The sequence below is a fragment of the Catenovulum maritimum genome (assembly GCF_001050375.1).
GTDB lineage: Bacteria > Pseudomonadota > Gammaproteobacteria > Enterobacterales > Alteromonadaceae > Catenovulum > Catenovulum maritimum.
In genome coordinates, this window is the sequence record NZ_KQ130482.1 from 107,699 (window position 1) to 125,189 (window position 17,491).

10 protein-coding genes are annotated in these 17,491 nt (G+C 38.9%); 2 read left to right on the forward strand and 8 right to left on the reverse strand.

Features of this window, described 5'->3' with window-relative positions; translation table 11 throughout:
* Positions 1–21 precede the first annotated feature (21 nt).
* Both XM47_RS00320 and XM47_RS00325 read right to left on the reverse strand, forming a co-directional pair.
* The gene (locus tag XM47_RS00320; protein ID WP_048688040.1) at positions 22–3,981 is read right to left on the reverse strand and encodes a TonB-dependent receptor domain-containing protein; all 3,960 of its coding nucleotides are present in this window, start codon (positions 3,979–3,981) and stop codon (positions 22–24) included.
* A gap of 156 nt (positions 3,982–4,137) precedes the next feature.
* A complete protein-coding gene (locus XM47_RS00325) occupies positions 4,138–5,586 on the reverse strand; it encodes a sulfatase-like hydrolase/transferase (RefSeq protein WP_048688042.1) in 1,449 nt (482 codons plus the stop codon).
* Between the two features lie 323 nt (positions 5,587–5,909).
* Here XM47_RS00325 and XM47_RS00330 point away from each other — a divergent pair, with 323 nt between their 5' ends.
* Both XM47_RS00330 and XM47_RS00335 read left to right on the forward strand, forming a co-directional pair.
* On the forward strand, positions 5,910–6,617 hold the full coding sequence (locus XM47_RS00330; protein ID WP_048688045.1) for a hypothetical protein: 708 nt from the start codon (positions 5,910–5,912) through the stop codon (positions 6,615–6,617).
* A 193-nt stretch (positions 6,618–6,810) separates the two neighbouring features.
* Positions 6,811–8,730, forward strand: coding sequence for a CRTAC1 family protein (locus XM47_RS00335; RefSeq protein WP_048688047.1), 1,920 nt, complete (start codon positions 6,811–6,813; stop codon positions 8,728–8,730).
* Between the two features lie 71 nt (positions 8,731–8,801).
* Here XM47_RS00335 and XM47_RS00340 read toward each other — a convergent pair whose 3' ends face one another.
* The 6 genes from XM47_RS00340 to ltrA form a co-directional block, all read right to left on the reverse strand.
* Positions 8,802–10,010: an IS256 family transposase gene (locus tag XM47_RS00340; RefSeq protein WP_048688050.1), complete on the reverse strand. Its 1,209-nt coding sequence runs from the start codon at positions 10,008–10,010 to the stop codon at positions 8,802–8,804.
* 101 nt (positions 10,011–10,111) lie between these two features.
* Positions 10,112–11,101, reverse strand: coding sequence for a family 16 glycosylhydrolase (locus tag XM47_RS00345; protein ID WP_048688053.1), 990 nt, complete (start codon positions 11,099–11,101; stop codon positions 10,112–10,114).
* A 486-nt stretch (positions 11,102–11,587) separates the two neighbouring features.
* Positions 11,588–13,018 carry a sulfatase family protein gene (locus XM47_RS00350; protein ID WP_053084482.1) on the reverse strand — a complete coding sequence of 477 codons (1,431 nt, stop codon included), beginning with the start codon at positions 13,016–13,018 and terminating at the stop codon, positions 11,588–11,590.
* Positions 13,019–13,125: 107 nt separating this feature from the next.
* Positions 13,126–15,306, reverse strand: a complete 2,181-nt coding sequence (locus XM47_RS00355) for a xanthine dehydrogenase family protein molybdopterin-binding subunit (RefSeq protein WP_048688054.1) — start codon at positions 15,304–15,306, stop codon at positions 13,126–13,128.
* Positions 15,307–15,401: 95 nt separating this feature from the next.
* Positions 15,402–15,896, reverse strand: a complete 495-nt coding sequence (locus tag XM47_RS00360) for a (2Fe-2S)-binding protein (RefSeq protein WP_048689129.1) — start codon at positions 15,894–15,896, stop codon at positions 15,402–15,404.
* A gap of 289 nt (positions 15,897–16,185) precedes the next feature.
* On the reverse strand, positions 16,186–17,337 hold the full coding sequence (gene ltrA, locus XM47_RS00365) for a group II intron reverse transcriptase/maturase (protein WP_245623390.1): 1,152 nt from the start codon (positions 17,335–17,337) through the stop codon (positions 16,186–16,188).
* Positions 17,338–17,491: the final 154 nt, after the last annotated feature.

Genomic DNA, 17,491 nt, shown 5'->3' on the forward strand with positions numbered 1-17,491 from the left:
TTATGAATTTGTTACGTTCGCTTAGAAATTAGCTCGTATACCAATGCGATATTGACGACCCGTTTTAAGTAAAGACATAGTTTTACTTGTATCAACTGAGCTATCTTCCATAGCATTACCTTCATTCTCGATAAATACTTCACCATCTTCTGTGCGTAAATCTTGCGCAGTAAAGAAAGTGCGACGAACGTCATCTGTTAAATTCAATGCTTGGAATGAGACAGTAAAGGTATTATTGATTTTGTAGCTAGAGCTAAAATCAAGTCTCGAAGTTGAATCTAACCATGATGCACCATTAATCAACTGACGATTAATTAACTGCATAGAGCTATATCTGTGCGCTAATCTCAGTTGTACGCCATCTTTTTCCCAGAACACAGTTGTATTAGCTGAGTGCTTAGGCGTATGAGGCTGTGGCAATGGTTTTAATACTTGGCCAGTTGTTTCGATGATTTCTTCATCAGACTCTGAATGAGAATAGGTATAGTTAAACTGTGTCCCTAAACCAGACAAGAAACCAGGTAAGAAGTCATAGTTATGGGTATAACCAAACTCTAAACCTTTAATTGTCGCGCCTTTACCGTTACGACGAACTTGTACTTGGAACTCACGACATTTAATTTCAAATGCTTGGTCTGTGATATCGTTTGAAGCTAAACGCTCACGGAAACAGTCAGAATCAATAACACTTTGAACATCAGAATTATCAACTAATGACGGGTCAATCAAAAACTCCATAGCGTCGATTTCTGTTTGATCTGTCACGTTTCTTAAATCTTTAGCATAGTAAGGTGTCGCAACGGTTTCTTCGAAGTTAGTCATATCTTTGTAGAATAAAGTTGCTGACAAAATACCTGTGTCATTAAAGTACCATTCAAATGATAAATCTAAGTTTTTAGACTCTAGAGGTACTAGGCTAGCGTTTCCTAAAGAACCACTACCCACAGGATCCCAAATACTTTCATTTAATCGAACCGCTGGATTTAATGAATCGAAGCGAGGACGAGCCATAGTTTTAGAAATCGCAAAACGCGCTATCATTTGTTCATTAATTGCATAGTTTAAGTTCAAGCTAGGTAAAAACATGCTATAGCTAGAATCAGCATGACGACGGCTTGATACACGGTAGTCAGGTAGTAATAAACCTTTACCACTTAGTGCTGTAGTCGAACGGTCTAAATAAGCTCTTAAAGTTTCTGTATCTCGGCCACGACCAGCAGGCGCGTATAAATCGCCTGCTCGGTTAGGGTTAGGCGCTTGATAAGAGATAGTTTCACCTGTCGGCATACCATTACTATCATAAGTAACAATTTGCTCTGGAGTTGGTTTGTTAATCAACTCATTTGCTAAACCATCTGCAAATGCACCAGGTGAATAATCAAATAGCATGATTAAAGCTGGATCATCTTGTAAGTTATTCAGTGCAGCATCCCATGCAGCTTGGCTACCATCAAACTTATCAGGCGCAAAACCATTTAAATATTGATACTCATTACCTGTGATAGGGTCCGTATATTCTTCGAGTAAACCATTGCCAACACTCGGTTGTGTGTTATCACGTTGATCATTAAAGGTGTGAGTTAAACGCCAGTCATAACACTTATCGAAATCGGCAAAATCTTCATGATTTGGATAATAGAAATCAGCTGGGATTGAATTTCTGTTTGGTGTGAAGCTTAAGTCACGAGCACTTGTACATACAGGTAAGCTCATGTTGGCTAGCTGACGATCATTAATGGTGTCATGAGCATCAATTGCAAACACATTATTATAGTATTGAATGCTATCGAAACCAGATGAATTCACTTCATCTTTTACATAACGTACACCTACGTTACCTGTTAACTGGCTGTCTAAGAATTCAAAGTTAATTTGTCCGTAAGCCGCAGTCGTATCGATTTCAATCGTGTTACTACCACTGTTGTTTGGTGTAACACGCATTAATGACGCATCACGACCCAATACTCGACCTAACGCTTTATCAACACTTAATAATGGCCAACCATTAATCCACTCACCACCTGTATCTTCTAACTTATATGGGCGAATTAGGTTTTGAGAATCAGCAGTCCAAGCATTAACAGGACCAGTATCCACTTCAGATGGCGTTATTATCTCATCTAAGAAGTTATTAACCGGGAAAGCACCATTATCGATAAATTGAGCGAGTGTAATATCCTGCATGCGGATTTGCTCAAGGTCTAAAATTTCACCTTCACTCGATTGAACACTAGAAGAGTTAGAAATTTGCGTTGTCGCACGTGACACATCACGCTTACGATTACTGCGTTTAACACCAAACTCAACTTCACGAATATGCTCTGAATCAATCGCCCAATCAAAGTCAATGACTAAAGACTTAGCAGTATCATCACTTAAGTTACTGGTAAAGTTAACACCACCAACATGGTTGGTATGTAAATCACGTGGATTGAATCGACTTGGTTTATAATCTAATGCGCCAGTAACTGCATCTCGGCTTGCAAACTCAGTACCTAAAGATGGAATACATGAACCTGTAATACAGTTAAAGCCCATAGGTTGGAAATCGCTTAACGGCGTACTTTTAACCGCACCACCCCATAACGTACCCCAAGTTGCAGTAGATAAACGAACGTTTCTTGGGTTGTCATCAACTGTGTTTGAGTAACCCGCAACGATATTAACTTGAAGGTCATCCGTTAGCATTTGCTTTATATTTAAGCTAGCAACTTTTGTTTCAATCGTATTAACACCCATATTTCGCGCAAAGTTACCCTGTGTTCCACGGCCAACCCAACGCTCAAACGTGTCATTTGCTAAATTAAAGTTGCGCCATGCATACATAGGATCTAATTCTAATGGCACATTAGAGTCAGGTGCATAGTTCATGAATAATGAATGGTTATCATTAGTCACTTCTTGTTTTGCATGACTTAAATCTAATTGAATATCTGTATCCGCACTAGGTGCGTATTGAAGACCAATATTCAAGGTTTTACGGTCACGTTGATTTCGGTTTAAGTAGAAGTTTTGACTCTCGCGAGTCATACCGTACTTATTAACCTCAGTTGTTAAAATTTGCGTATTTGGATCATAATTATCCGATGCTCTGTGGTAATTATGTTTAGGGTATACATAATATTTACCATTTATTTCTTGAGCAAAAGCATCATTATCAGTTTGAGCAGCTAAGTACTCGGCTTCTGAATCAAACACGGCACTCGGTACACGAATAACCTTATTATCCATGTCGCTCGCAGTAAAATCTTGGATGCGATAAGCTCTTTCACCCCAGTTTACGTTTGTTTCGTCGCGACGTGTTTTTTGAGTTTCGTCTGAATAAGTAACAATTACACCAAAAGACTCGTCAAAAAACTTATCTGAAACACTTGCTGTGATTTTGCGATCGTAATCAGTTGAGTAATCATTGTAACGACCTTGATACTCCAACATACGTCTAGGCTTATTTAAAGCAAGCGGTTTAATTGAATTTAACTGAACTGATGCACCTAAAGAGCCTTCGTCATTTTCAGCAGATTGAGTCTTGATAACATCAATTGAGCCTAAAATATCGGCAGAGAAAGTACTTAAATCAACACTTTGGTCAGATGAAGCACTTTCTGCGTCACCACTTAAACCACTGGTTAAAGCAATACCGTTCATTGAAATTTGATTCAAGTGAGCGCCAGCACCACGAACAGAAATTCGAGTCCCTTCACCATCTTGCTCTTGTACGGTTACACCCGTAATTCTTGATAACGCATCAGCGATATTTTGGTCAGTTGATTTACCAATATCTTCTGCGTGAATTGAATCAGTTACCGTATCAGCAAAACGCTTAGAGTTAATCGCTTTGATCAAGCTACCTCTAAAACCTGTTACTTCAATCGTTTCTACGTCGTTTTCTGTTTCAGTCTCTTCTGCTGCGTACAAAGGTGTTGTCATAAATGATGTAACAACAGCGGTAGCAACTGCTTTGAGTTTGAAGTTATTTATCATGTGGCCTCTCCACTTCGTTTGTAGTGCTTGAGCTAAAGTGACAACCCCGTCATTTAGCTTTATTTACTTAAATTCAATAAAGCATTAGAAGAACTGCAAATTCCTAATGCTTCCAGGACAGCTGGCACAAAACATTCTGTGCTAGCTGAGATACTGCTAAGGAATCGATATTTGCGAGCTTGATTGCTTACTATCAGCATTTTTCCAGCGATACTTATCCATACGATCTATATCCATGTTTTCGAACTTTCTTTGTAGTAACCAACGAGGTCTTTCCAATGTTGATTCCCACTCAAATAACTGTTTAAACATAGCTTTTACGCGCTCTGGCTCTTGAGCTGCATAGTTTTTAACTTCTTTGATGTCGTTTGGTACGTAATACAATTCTGCTGGACGGTCAGGAAAACGAATTAATTTCCAATCGCCAACTCGAATCGTGGCTCTGACATCTTTTTTCCAATACATAACTTCATGCGGTCTACCAGCTTTTTCGCCTATTACGAATGGAGCTAAATCAACACCGTCAACACTGTTAAGGTCTTTAGTATCGCCACCACCCGCAGCATAGAATGTAGGTAACAAATCAAGAGTTAGTACCGGGAACTGATACTTAGTATTGGCTTTAAACTTGTTCGGCCATTTAGCAACAAATGGTACGCGTAAGCCGCCTTCTAAGTGGTTAGATTTAGTGCCACTAAATGGCGCATTATCAGAAGCGTTTTTGTCTGTAGGACCGCCATTGTCATTAGAGAAAACAACTAGAGTATTGTCATCTATGCCTAACTCTTCTAACTTATCCATGATTTTTCCAGACGCTCTGTCTAAAGAAAGTGTCATGGCTGCAACAATTTTGCGGTTGCCGGTTAAATTTGGGAATTGCGCCAAATCTTCTTCCGTAGCTTCCATTGGAGTATGAACCGCATTAAAGGAAACAAAGGCAAAGAAAGGTTGCTTTTTAGCATGTTTGCGTTCAATAAAATCAACGACTTCATCAGCAATCACATCGGTTAAATAACCTTCATGCTCTTTAAAGTTACCAAAGCCACGCTCTAAGTAGTTAAGCTCGTCATGTGGTTTATTCTTTTCGGTATATGGATAAAAGCTTCGAGCGCCGCCACGGAAACCGTAGAACTCATCAAAACCATTCTTAGTTGGATGAAATTTATCTGCGCCTCCTAAATGCCATTTACCATAGTAAGACGTCGCATAACCAAGCTTTTGCAAATACTCGCCCATGGTAACTTCTTCAACAGGCACGCCCATATCATTGTTATCTTTAGCTGAGTTTTTACTCATATAACCAGGTACATTATTTTCTTCAAAGCCAAACCTTTGTTGATATTTACCAGTAATAATACCGGCTCTAGAAGGACCACAAGTCGGATCAGATACATAGCCTTGGGTAAAAATCACCCCTTCTTTCGCTAATTTGTCTAGGTTAGGCGTCTTCATTACTTTGCTGCCATGAAAACCGAAATCGGCATATCCAGCATCATCAGCAAACAAAAAGACAATATTAGGTTGTTCTTCATTTCGAGATTTAGCGTTCGCTAAATTCGATAACACAAGTAAGAAACTAAAAATATATAAGGTTAAGTACTTCATCTCAAATCCAAATAATTATGATAATAAACATCATATGTTTAAGTTAATTATATTAAAGCATACGTTTACTAATTAATCAATATGTTATTTTTTTGTGTTATTTTTGATTAAACAAAAAATAACCCTAATGAAAATAAATATAAGATACTGATATTTAAACGTTTAATATAAAAACATATTAAATAGAAATTTATTAACCAAATTAAGTTTAGTTAATAAATTTAACTTTTTTGTTTTTTTTATTATAAAAACTAAGTTAACATAAAAATAACACAAACATAAAGATAATATGTTTTGAGATAAACAACAACCGAGGTTAGATTATGAAATATTGGTACTCCGCTTTTTTACTACTAGTAGTGACAAGTTTTGCTCACGCTGAAGATAAAATTATTAATTTTTCAGTTCAAGAAAATATCGGCTTAAAGGAAGTTCCAATTATTCATGTTGAAGTTGAAATTAGTAAAACCCGTGATTTATATGTCGCCCTACAAGATCTAGATAATGGCTGGAAGCAAATTACATCAAAAATGAAACGCCTGAGAAAATCAGGTAAGTACAGCTTACAGTTGAAAGTCGAAGATTTAAAACCAGGCAACTATCGTTGGAATGCTTACATTGCCCCTAGAGGTAAAAACTGGAATGAAAAAATAGGTGAGCAGCTTAGTCAAAATATGCGTGTCGTTGATGCAGATAAATATGTAGAAGCAATTAAATTCTCTAATAATGACCAAATCCAAAAAGTAGTCTGGCCAAAAGTAATCGCAGATAACTCAGAATATATACTCAATGTGGCTTATGCGATCACTCAGCCAAGAGATTTATATATTAAGCTTTATAACAAAGTCGGTTGGGTCGAACTAGGGAGCATCAAAGTCCCCGTCGCTAAACCAGGTGAAATTAAGTTCCCAATCGCAGATATGATTAAGGTTTATGGCAAAGGTGAATTCGCTTGGGTTGCTAATTTGTCAGAAACCGGCGAAACCGAAATTTTAGGTAAAAAACAAGGTCGCGTTTTTACTATTGAATAAAGATTGTCGAATTGTGTTAGAAACACATATTTATTAAAAACTTTACGCTCCAACTTGGAGCGTTTTTATTATCTAAAACTACATTCAGAGAATAGGTCAACGAATATTCGCTCAATCTAGCTCTATCACCTTCAATAAATTAGCTAGCTAAATTATCCATTTCATTTTTTAAACATTTATAGGTAATCATTACATGTCACTGAAACATAGTTTCATCAAACCAAAAGCCATTTTAACCGCGTTATTAGTAACGAGCGTATATACCAATCTTGCAGGGTGTAGCGCCACAATAACACCAGAAATAAATGAGTTAGTTTTCATTAAAGCCCAAGAAGATATCAATCTGGAAACGTTAAACCGAAGAAAGTGGGATAATCCAATTGTCGCGGATTTTGATCAAGACGGTCATACCGATCTACTTTTGCTCGATCACGGCAGGCTGATGAAGATGTATTGGAATAACGGCCAAGGAAAGTTTTTAAAACCGATCACAATTAGAGGTGGTGACTTACATGGTGTCGCAGTCGGAGATATTAACCAAGACGGAAAACTTAATATTGTCGTTTCTCAAGGTGGTGGGGCTGGAACCAACCTTAGAAAACCAGAATTCTACCAAATAGAGAAAAATAGAAAAATATCTAAACTTGCTGATTTAGATAAAAACTTTGTAGCAGGTAGAGGCAGAGGCGCTAAACTTGTTGACGCTGACAAAGATGGCGATCTCGACTTAATCTTACCAGGCGCTATGTCATCAAAAGATAAACAGAGCCAGATTTTTGTCTACGAAAATAATGGCAAAGGTCATTATACGCTCCATTCAAGGCTACCAACGATTCGCGGTGAAGCACAAAGATTAAAAATCACTGACTTTAACAATGATGGGATTTTTGACCTTATTTTTTATGGCACTTCTCAACCGATCAAACTATATCAGGGCGATGGCAACCTAGGCTATAAAAACGTCACCGAGCAAGTCCTAGCGGGTAACCAAATCACGCATGTATTAGGAATAGCTGAAATCGACTTTGATAATGACGGCGACTTTGACCTGTTCTTAAATCGCTCAGGCGAGATAGACAAGCAGTACCTACATTATGATGCTGAAGAGAAAAATTTAGCAGTCGCAGTCAGAAACAGTAAAAAAATAGATATTAAGCAAATCCAAGCTGGTGACATTCTAAAAATTACTAACTTCCAAAAAGTATTAAAGAAGCGAGTTTACTTAGGTAAAACTAAAACACTGTTAGATTTATCTAAAAATGATTGGCATGCTGGGGTCGATCTAAGCATTAATCATCACGATGCGAATGGATTCCCAGACCACTCCGACTTAGAAAAAGACAGCATACACATAGGTTATTTAGGTGATGGAAATTGGCGGTTAGCTGCACTAACTCAATTTTTAGGCACAATGACGTTAGTTGATGTCATTATAAATCAAATAGAAAACAAACCTATCGACCAACATTCAGGTATCTTACTCGAAAATATTCAAGGAAAGTTGCTCGATATTTCTGCATCAAGTCAATTAGACCAGCTTATCAACACGACAGGTACTGCAGTTGCTGATTACAATAATGATGGTTTTAACGATTTATTTGTTGTCAAGCATGGCACATTAGCGAATCCGGTTAAACAAGCCTTATTAATTAACAACGGCCGTGGCCAATTTAATTTAGTGACTCACCATCAAATCGAATCTGCAGGGATGGGAACTTTTGGGATGGGAGCTGATGCACTGGATTACAACCAAGATGGTTTAGTCGATTTGATCTACACCAACGAAAGAGGTTTGTGGCATTTATATAAAAACAGTAAGTCAATCAAGCAGAAAAATAACTTCATCAAGTTTAAAGTATCGAACTCACCGACGGGGAAAGCGACTGCACTTGGCGCCATAGTGACCCTCTATCTAGATAATGGAATCACTCAAACTCAAAGAGTCGGTTACGGTGCCGCACCTTATTCTCAATCATTTAATGATACTGTACATTTTGGTATTGGTAAGCAAGCTCAATTTGTAAAAATGGAAGTTAAGTGGACAAATGGAGAGTCTGTCGTATTGAATAGTATTAGTGACAATAATAATAGCGTCAGTATGTTAACTAACTAATTGGACTAAAGGTGATAGCGAGTGCTATCACCTTTTTGGACCCTGAAACACATTTTGTGTAACTGCCAGGTTTAAATAACATCTTTCAAACGGTCTTCGAATTCAATCATAAATCGATTCAAGGCCGTTTTCCAATTTCTTATCGGCATCGTCCATTTTTTCGATGCTTGCTCAATCGCCAAATAGATAACTTTCTTCGCTGAATCATCATGCGGAAATAACTTACGTTTTTTAATCGCTTTACGAATAACACTGTTCAGTGACTCAATGGCGTTCGTGGTATAAATTGCTTTACGTATATCCTCAGGGTAATTAAATAGCGTGCTGACATTTTGCCAGTTGTTACGCCACGAGCGTGATATGTTGGGGTATTTACTATCCCAACGCTGTTCAAATTGCTCAAGTGACAGCAAAGCATCATCTTCAGTGACTGATTGGTAAATACGTTTTAAATCAGCTGTGATAGTTTTGTAATCTTTCCATGGCACGAACTTCAATGAGTTACGCACCATATGGACAATACAGAGCTGAATTTGCGTATCAGGATAAACGGTATTAATCGCATCAGGAAATCCTTTTAGCCCATCAACACAAGCGATGAGGATATCTTTGACGCCTCGATTTTTCAGCTCCGTGAGCACATTGAGCCAAAATTTAGCCCCTTCATTTTCTGATATCCACATGCCAAGTAATTCTTTATGGCCTTCAACATTGACGCCAAGCGCAAGGTAAACAGCTTTATTGATGACTTGCTTATCTTGCCTAATTTTAACCACTAAACAGTCGAGATAGACGATAGGATAAACGGCATCGAGAGGTCTCGCTTGCCATTCAACCACTTGTTCAATAACCGCATTGGTCACTCTAGAAATAAGTGTTGGTGAGACATCAGCATCATACATTTCTTTGAAGGTTGCGACGATATCACGCGTTGTCATACCTTTGGAATACAGGTATAAAATCTTGTCATCCATCGAGGTAAAACGGGTTTGGTTTTTCTTAACGAGCTGAGGCTCAAAACTAGAGTCTCTGTCACGAGGTGCGTCTAACTCAACCTCGCCATCTTCTGTGCGAATGGTTTTAGGTGAATAACCATTACGGTAATTCTGATGCTCAGATTGTTCATGGCGGGCGTAGCCAAGGTGCTCGTCTAGTTCAGCGTTAAGTGCTGCTTCAACAGTTACCTTAGTTAGCATTTTACGAAAGTCAGTTAAGTCTGCTTCGGTTTTAATTGATTTAGCGGCTTGCTTTGCAAACGCTTCAAGTTCTTTTTTATTCATAGTCTGCCTATCTTAAACCCTACATGGGTATTAATAATAGGCAGTTACACAGATTTTGTTATAGGGTCCCTTTTTGCGTACTAAAAATTAAAAAAAACCAATTAATCAAGCTTCTTATATACCCTTACCCAATCTACCAACATATCTGTTGGATAGCCGTCTGCAGTCGCAGCGCTAGGAACGACACATCGGTCTAAACCATCTGGACAATTGTTATAAGTCACATGCGGACGTCGCAGACCTAAAGATAAAGTAACATGCATAGGCAAATGCCAATGATGATTCACTTTTTGAGCAACTTGCTCACCATCTAAATACCAAGTGACGTATTCAGGCGTAACTTCTGCACCATAGATATGAAAATCATCTCTAGGATCAAAGTCGGCATGAATTTCATTTTTGGTAAGTTCAGGATAACCCCCAGGTCGCTTCCAAACAACTTCTCCATTTTCAACGATTCGAGTATGTAAATTCATGTCAATCACTTCAGGACCATGGAAAACATTTGGGATCCCCGCCCATTCAGATTGTGTTAACTCAACAATATCGACTTCTGAATATTTGATCGCCCCTTCAGCCATCCCAGCCTGCTCTTGGCCAATACTGTAAATCCAAAATGCAGGGCTAGATCCAGGAAACGTAGGTACGCCTTTAATCCTAGCTTCATAATAGCCGTAGATTTGAGTTTGTTTCGATCGCAAAATTCCAGAAGTATAAAATAAATCAACGTCGACCCATTTCCCGCCATCTTTCCATGCGCGACGCTGAGTTTGATGCGGTTCGTAATTCATGGTTATTTTTAAACGACCATCTTCAATCCCAGTATTTTCAGGCTTCCAAGACCAAGGTCCCCAATCAGATGGATCATTAACCCATTTTGCTAAATCAAAGTCTGATTGCTCGAATTCATCAGATAATTCGGGTACTAACTCCCACTTAGATGCATCCAGATGTTTTAAGCTAGGTACAATTTTATCTTCAACTTGTTCAGAATCGTCTTTTTCAGGAGATGGAATAGAGACATCTAGCGTACCGCCACAATTGATCAATAAACCAGATATAAGGAGCGAACTCCATTTAATATTTTTCATATACAAACTACAAAACATAATATGTTTAAAAATATAACACAAATATAACAATTATAAATTTTCGGGTCAAAGTAAATAATTCTACTATTGCTTGCTTGAAGTTAAATAAGACTGGAAAGCCCCTTTCCGTATTTTTCTGATTTAAATAATCTGAATTAGGGGTAATAATTTTAGGTTTTATGTTGGTGATGGAAAAATGTAATTTTGGCTTGGCTTGAATGAGAGCGGAGCTCGAAAGATGATTAAACAGTTCATCTTAATAGATGAACTGTTTAGTAATAAACCTGAACTCTGGATAACGAGTTAGCTAATACGTTGTAATTTACAACAAAGTTTATTCATAACTCTTCTAGGAAGGTAATTATTCTTAGAGCAAGGCAAATTTGTGTACGTAATAGCTGGCTATTACTAGCGAATTCAACGCAGTTATAAGGATAAGTAGCCCCTAGAAAGCAAGTTGTTATCCAGAGTTCAGGTTAATTATATTTATAGACCAAAGGTTTCTTCAAACCTTGGCATTTTGTTTTCTTTCCACGTTTTTTCCGCCGATGGCGCATGGAACCAGTTCGGTTTTGAGTTCGATTTTGTCCATTGATGCATCTCTTCAACCATATCTTTTAGAATGTTTGGATGTTTCGAGCTTAAATCATTATTTTCAGCCATATCGTCGTAAATATTATATAAACGCCAGCCTTTGTTACCATTTGATATCGCTTTCCACTGCCCTTTTCGCGAAGCAACGTCACTACCTTTTTCACGATGGCGTAATACATAGAAGGCTTCATTTTTATGAACCTCGGTACCATTTATAATATGTGGCCACATTTTTTTACCATGCAACTCTTTGCCATTTGGTAATTTAGCTTGTGCAAGTTGAACGAAAGTAGGATAAAAATCTATAGCTAACACAGGATGTGGATACTGAGTGCCAGATTTAATTTTAGCAGGCCAGTGGAACAACATTGGTGTTCTATAACCGCCTTCTTGAACACTTCCTTTACCTTCTTTTAGCGGGAAGTTACGCCCGCCTTGACTTGTTTTACCACCGTTATCGCTTAAAAAGACGATAAGTGTATTATCTAATTGGTTATTTGCTTTTAATCTTGCCGTTATTCTGCCAATTCCGCGATCCATAGCATAGACCATAGCAACATAAGTTCTACGTTTTATGTCTTTGATATCAGAAAATAATGCTAAATCATCCTCTTTAGCTTCAAGCGGTGTGTGCGGTGCATTGTAAGCAAGGTATAAAAAGAAAGGCTGTGACTTACCTTTAGCTTTGTCGATAAAAGATATCGCCTCTGTTGATAAAAAGTCAGTTACATACTCTGTTTGTCTTTCTTCAACACCATTTCGCTCCATCGGCAGTAAGTAATTCCAGATGTTTTTTGCATTGCGCTTTATCATGCTATCGTATTTCGGCAAATATTTTTCTGGAAAGTAAACATGACCGCCACCGAGAAAACCAAAAAATTCATCGAAACCGCGTTTATTAGGATGAAAATCAGGCGCTTCACCTAAATGCCATTTACCGATTGCGCCAGTAAAATAGCCTGAATCTTGTAGTACTTTACTAATGAAGGGTTCTTTTAGGCTAATACCAAAATCAGAACCTGCTGCAGGCAAATTAAATTGGGAACCAATTTTATGTGGATATAAACCTGTCATTAAAGCAGCTCGGCTTGGCCCACAAAATGGATGCGCTGTGTAAGCTTGCGCAAACTGTAAACCATTCTCAGCAAGTTTATCTATCTTTGGTGTTTTAATATCAGGAGCGCCATTGTTAAAGCCAACGTCGGCATAGCCTAAATCATCAGCCAAAATAAGCAGAATGTTCGGCCTTTCAGCACTAGTTGCAGTTAGTGTATAAAAAGCTAACACGCTCAACATTATTAGCTTATTAAATTTTTTTATCATTGATATATTTCCAATTAAATTTCAACAAAGATACTACAAAATTATAGGTAGTATGTTTTGTTAATTACAAGAATTTTACAAATAACACAAATGCACAAGCCCAAGAACTACAAACTAAAACCCGATTTATTTAAAGGCAATTGATAAACCCTTTCACCCGTTGCCGCTGCGATTGCATTACATAAAGCAGGCGCTGTTGGCGGCAGAGCAGGTTCTCCTAATCCAGTTGGTTGAAAATCGCTTTGAATAAAATGCACCTCGATTTCAGGGATGCCATTTATTCTTTGTAATGGATAATCGTCGAAATTAGTCTGCTCTACCACGCCATTGGTAAAAGTAATTTCCTGCCCCATAGCAATACTAATTCCATCAATGACAGAGCCCTGACATTGATGCTCTGCGCCACTTAAATTAACGATTGGCCCTGCATCAGCAGCGACAGTAATCTTATGTAGCTTAATTTTCTTATTACTATCAACGCTTAACTCAACAACCTGAGCTACAGGGGTTGAGTGACTAAAATAAAACGCAATCCCCATACCCTGCCCTTTGGCTAGAGGTTTACCCCACCCAGCTTTAGTTGCAGCAAGCTTTAACACCTCAGCAGCTCTTCCCGTGTGCAATGAATCTTTATTATTTGGTTTTAGCCAGACCGGGTCTCCGAGTATTTCGAGTAAGAACTCTAAATGATCACGTTTAGCTGCGGTTGATATTTCATGTAAAAAAGATTGTAGCGGAAAGGCTACGCCATTTGAAATAGGCGCACGCATTGCACCAATCGGCATTCTAGATTTCACCAGTGATTGAGTTAACTCAAAATTACTCAGTAAAGGCGCAGGGAATTCAGGTAAAATCCGCCCAGCTGGTCCCCCAGCTTTTTTATTTCCGCCCAGTGTAATGAAATGCTCCTGCCAAGCAGAAATTTTACCCTGCTTATCTATTCCGGCTTTCATTTTAAAAAAGGCTGATGGGCGGTAATGATCATGTGTCGTATCTTCTTCACGAGTTGAAACATATTGCACTGGTTGTTTAATCTGCTTGCTAATAGCGACAGCTTCCATCACATAGTCGTTGGCGAGACGGCGTCCAAATCCACCTCCAACTCGAGTTTGATGAAAAACCACTTTAGATTCATCTAACTTACAATATTTTGCCGCTAAACTTTTCCCGCCTTGTGGTATCTGCGCCGGCGCCCATATGTGAAGTGCGTCTCCTGTATACCATGCACTTGCATTCATAGGCTCAAGTGGAGTATGTGCTAAGTAAGGATAAGTATATAAACTCGATACGGTTTGCTCTGCCTGCTTAAACCCTTGCTTGACGTCGCCTTGAGTTAACAACGCCTGATCGCCTTTATCATGCAGTGCAAATTTACCTGCTTGTGCTTGTAGCTGGGTTAAACTGTCTTTAGCTGCTTTTTTTGTGTCCCATTTTACTTTTAAAATTTGCTTAGCTTTAAATACAGCCCAAGTCGAAGTCCCAACTATTGCAACCCCATGCGGCAACTGCCTTGGGCTTCTGCTACCTTTAATGATAAAAGCATCAATTACACCGGGTTGCTGTTTTACTTCTGCTAAATTAGCCGAAATAGGTTTGCCATTATAGGCTGGGCATTTAGCATAAGTGGCATACAGCATGTTAGGTATTTGTTGGTCAATGCCAAATAAGGGCTGGCCTGTAACTATCGCGGCATTATCGACGCCACCAACTCGCTTGCCAATTAAGTTATACTCGTTAACTGATTTTAATTTAACCTGCTTATCTGCGGGTACATCTAATAACGCCGCTTTTTCTGCTAGCTCGCCGTAACTAAGTTTTCTCTGTGTGGCTTTGTGGATCACATGTGCATTTTCAGCAAAGCACTCTGCTTCTGCTACCTGCCATTCTAAGCTTGCCGCTTTTATCAACATTAATTTGGCACTGGCGCCCGCATATCTGAGTTTGTCCCAAGACACATTTACCGAACGAGAACCGCCTGCAGCTTGCCTTTTATATAACTTACTATCAATGGTCGATTGTTTAACGACGACAGCTTGCCAATCCGCTTCTAGCTCCTCAGCTATTATCATAGGTAGAGCCGTTTTTACACCTTGGCCGATTTCTGGGTTAGGTGAAAACAAGGTTATTGTATTGTCAGTTGATATGAGTAAATAAGCATTTAAACTGTGTTCGTTATCCGCTGTTGCCGCAATGGCAAACTTTGGAACACTCCAACCTAAAATTAAACCGCCCGCACTTATGCCTGTCATTTTTAAAAAATTTCGTCGGTTTACATTAAATAATTCCATAAGATTTACCTTATTTTACTCATCCCAACTGAGGGAAAATAAATTGTTAGTGATAGATATTCGATTTAAAAAGTATGACAAGCAGGGCCTAGCCGTTATTTGATATCAATTCGATAAATGCTGTCATCTTTGATACCTGCTGCCACTTTGATTGCGTCTTTAATTCGATTGTAAGTACCGCATCGACAAATATTACCTGACATCATTTGTTCAATTTGCTCATCTGTCGGCTGAGGGATATTTTCCAATAAAGAAACCGCAGACATAATTTGTCCAGCCTGACAGTAGCCGCACTGAGGGACATCTAAATCTAGCCAAGCTTGCTGTACAGGGTGAAGTTTATCCGCTGTAGCTAAACCTTCTATTGTCGTAATTTTCTGCTCCGAAGCAGCTTCAACCGGCAGCTGACAGGCGCGCGTAGGGCTGCCGTTAAAATGAACAGTACAAGCACCGCAAAGGCCCTTTCCACAGCCATATTTAGTGCCCTGTAGGTTAAGTGCATCTCTTAAAACCCAAAGTAAGGGGGTATCTTTAGCGACATCTGGCGTCACTATAGCTTGCTGGTTTAAGGTAAACTTATATTTAGGCATAACAGGTTTCTCTATCGAACTAGGGTGAATAATTTTTTGTATTATTTTTGAGCTGTAATCAATAATTATAGGCCAAGAAAACATGCCCTAACGAATCAAGTAGGGTGAGGCTTACGCCTCATCCCTCTCACAGAACCGTACGTACGGGTCTCGTATACGGCTCATGTATTCTTCACATACCTTTCGGTACAAGCTTGCCCGTATTAACTTCGGATAATTCGAACAATCCCAGTTCTTTAAACCATTGGTTTGGCATCGCTAAATTTGACAGTGGACTCAATGAGTTGCGCTACGAGTTCATTTTGATAAATTTGAACGGTGGTTTATACCCGCTTTGTTTGAGTTTTCTATGTAGTTTGGCTGGCTTTTTCCATTGGTTTAGTTGAATCGCTCTTAACCTTCGTCTTATCCAAGGCGCTAACTTCTTAAACTCCCTGCTGCAATTCGCTATTCTAAAATAATTCGCAAATCCTCTAACGACCGGATTTAATTGTTTTATCACCGCAGTTAAATTTTGACCTTGATTTCGTCTGGTCAACTTTTTCACCTTGGTTTTAAATCCTTGGAGTTTCTTTTTTTGTATCCGTGTAAATTGGCTACCAATTTCTACTCCCAGAAACTTTATGCCTTCACTGCTATGAGCTATATGCGTTTTGTTTCTGTTTACCGTTAGTTTCAATACTTTTTCCAGAATCTCTGTGGCTTTGGTTAATGCGTTTTCTGCACCTACCTTACTACTGCACAATATCAAGATGTCGTCTGCGTATCTCACTATTCTGTGATTGCGCTTTTTCATTTCTTGGTCAAATGCATCTAGGTAGATGTTCGCAAGTAGTGGGCTGATGACTCCGCCTTGCGGGCTACCTATTTCACTTGGCTGCCAACTGCCATTTTCCATTATGCCACTTGTTAGAAATTGCTTTATTAGCTGCAATATACTGCTGTCTGTCACTCTGCGTTTGACGCTTGTTATGATTAACTCATGGTCAAGTCGGTCAAAGCATTTTGACAAGTCCATGTCTACAACCCATTGTCTTCGATATTCTCTTATGAATAACGTCGCTTTGTTGATTGCGTCATGGCAACTTCTATTTGGCCTATACCCATAACTGGATGGATGAAATTCTGGCTCAAATATCGGCTCTAGCATTTCCTTTATTGCTTGTTGGACAATTCGGTCTCGAACTGCGGGTATGCCTAATAACCTTATTCCGCCATCGTCTTTAGGAATTTCTACCCGTCTGACGGGTTGTGGTTGGTAGGTTTTATTTCGCAATTCGCTTAGCAATTGTTGTAAGTTTCCTTCCAAATTTTGTGCATAGTCACTCAGGCTCTGCCCATCTATTCCGGCCGCACCTTTGTTTCTGTTCACTTGTTTGAATGCTTTATGGAGCACTTTTATATCCAGTAGCCGACCATATAAGCTGTAGTACACTTTCATCGTTTGCCTTTGCTTGTGACACCTTCAATCACTTTTGTCTTCTACAGTGCTGACGCTTCTTGGTCACTTCAGGTGTGCTAGCCTTATTGGCAATCTGCCTGAGCGGTTTCCAATACTCCTCGTTCAACCCAGTAAACCAGTTACATTATTCCTA

Coding starts and splice junctions, on each gene's coding strand:
- XM47_RS00320 (WP_048688040.1), bottom strand. CDS start 3,981: ATGATAAATAACTTCAAACTCAAAGCAGTTGCTACCGCTGTTGTTACA.
- XM47_RS00325 (WP_048688042.1), bottom strand. CDS start 5,586: ATGAAGTACTTAACCTTATATATTTTTAGTTTCTTACTTGTGTTATCG.
- XM47_RS00330 (WP_048688045.1), top strand. CDS start 5,910: ATGAAATATTGGTACTCCGCTTTTTTACTACTAGTAGTGACAAGTTTT.
- XM47_RS00335 (WP_048688047.1), top strand. CDS start 6,811: ATGTCACTGAAACATAGTTTCATCAAACCAAAAGCCATTTTAACCGCG.
- XM47_RS00340 (WP_048688050.1), bottom strand. CDS start 10,010: ATGAATAAAAAAGAACTTGAAGCGTTTGCAAAGCAAGCCGCTAAATCA.
- XM47_RS00345 (WP_048688053.1), bottom strand. CDS start 11,101: ATGAAAAATATTAAATGGAGTTCGCTCCTTATATCTGGTTTATTGATC.
- XM47_RS00350 (WP_053084482.1), bottom strand. CDS start 13,018: ATGATAAAAAAATTTAATAAGCTAATAATGTTGAGCGTGTTAGCTTTT.
- XM47_RS00355 (WP_048688054.1), bottom strand. CDS start 15,306: ATGGAATTATTTAATGTAAACCGACGAAATTTTTTAAAAATGACAGGC.
- XM47_RS00360 (WP_048689129.1), bottom strand. CDS start 15,896: ATGCCTAAATATAAGTTTACCTTAAACCAGCAAGCTATAGTGACGCCA.
- ltrA (WP_245623390.1), bottom strand. CDS start 17,337: ATGAAAGTGTACTACAGCTTATATGGTCGGCTACTGGATATAAAAGTG.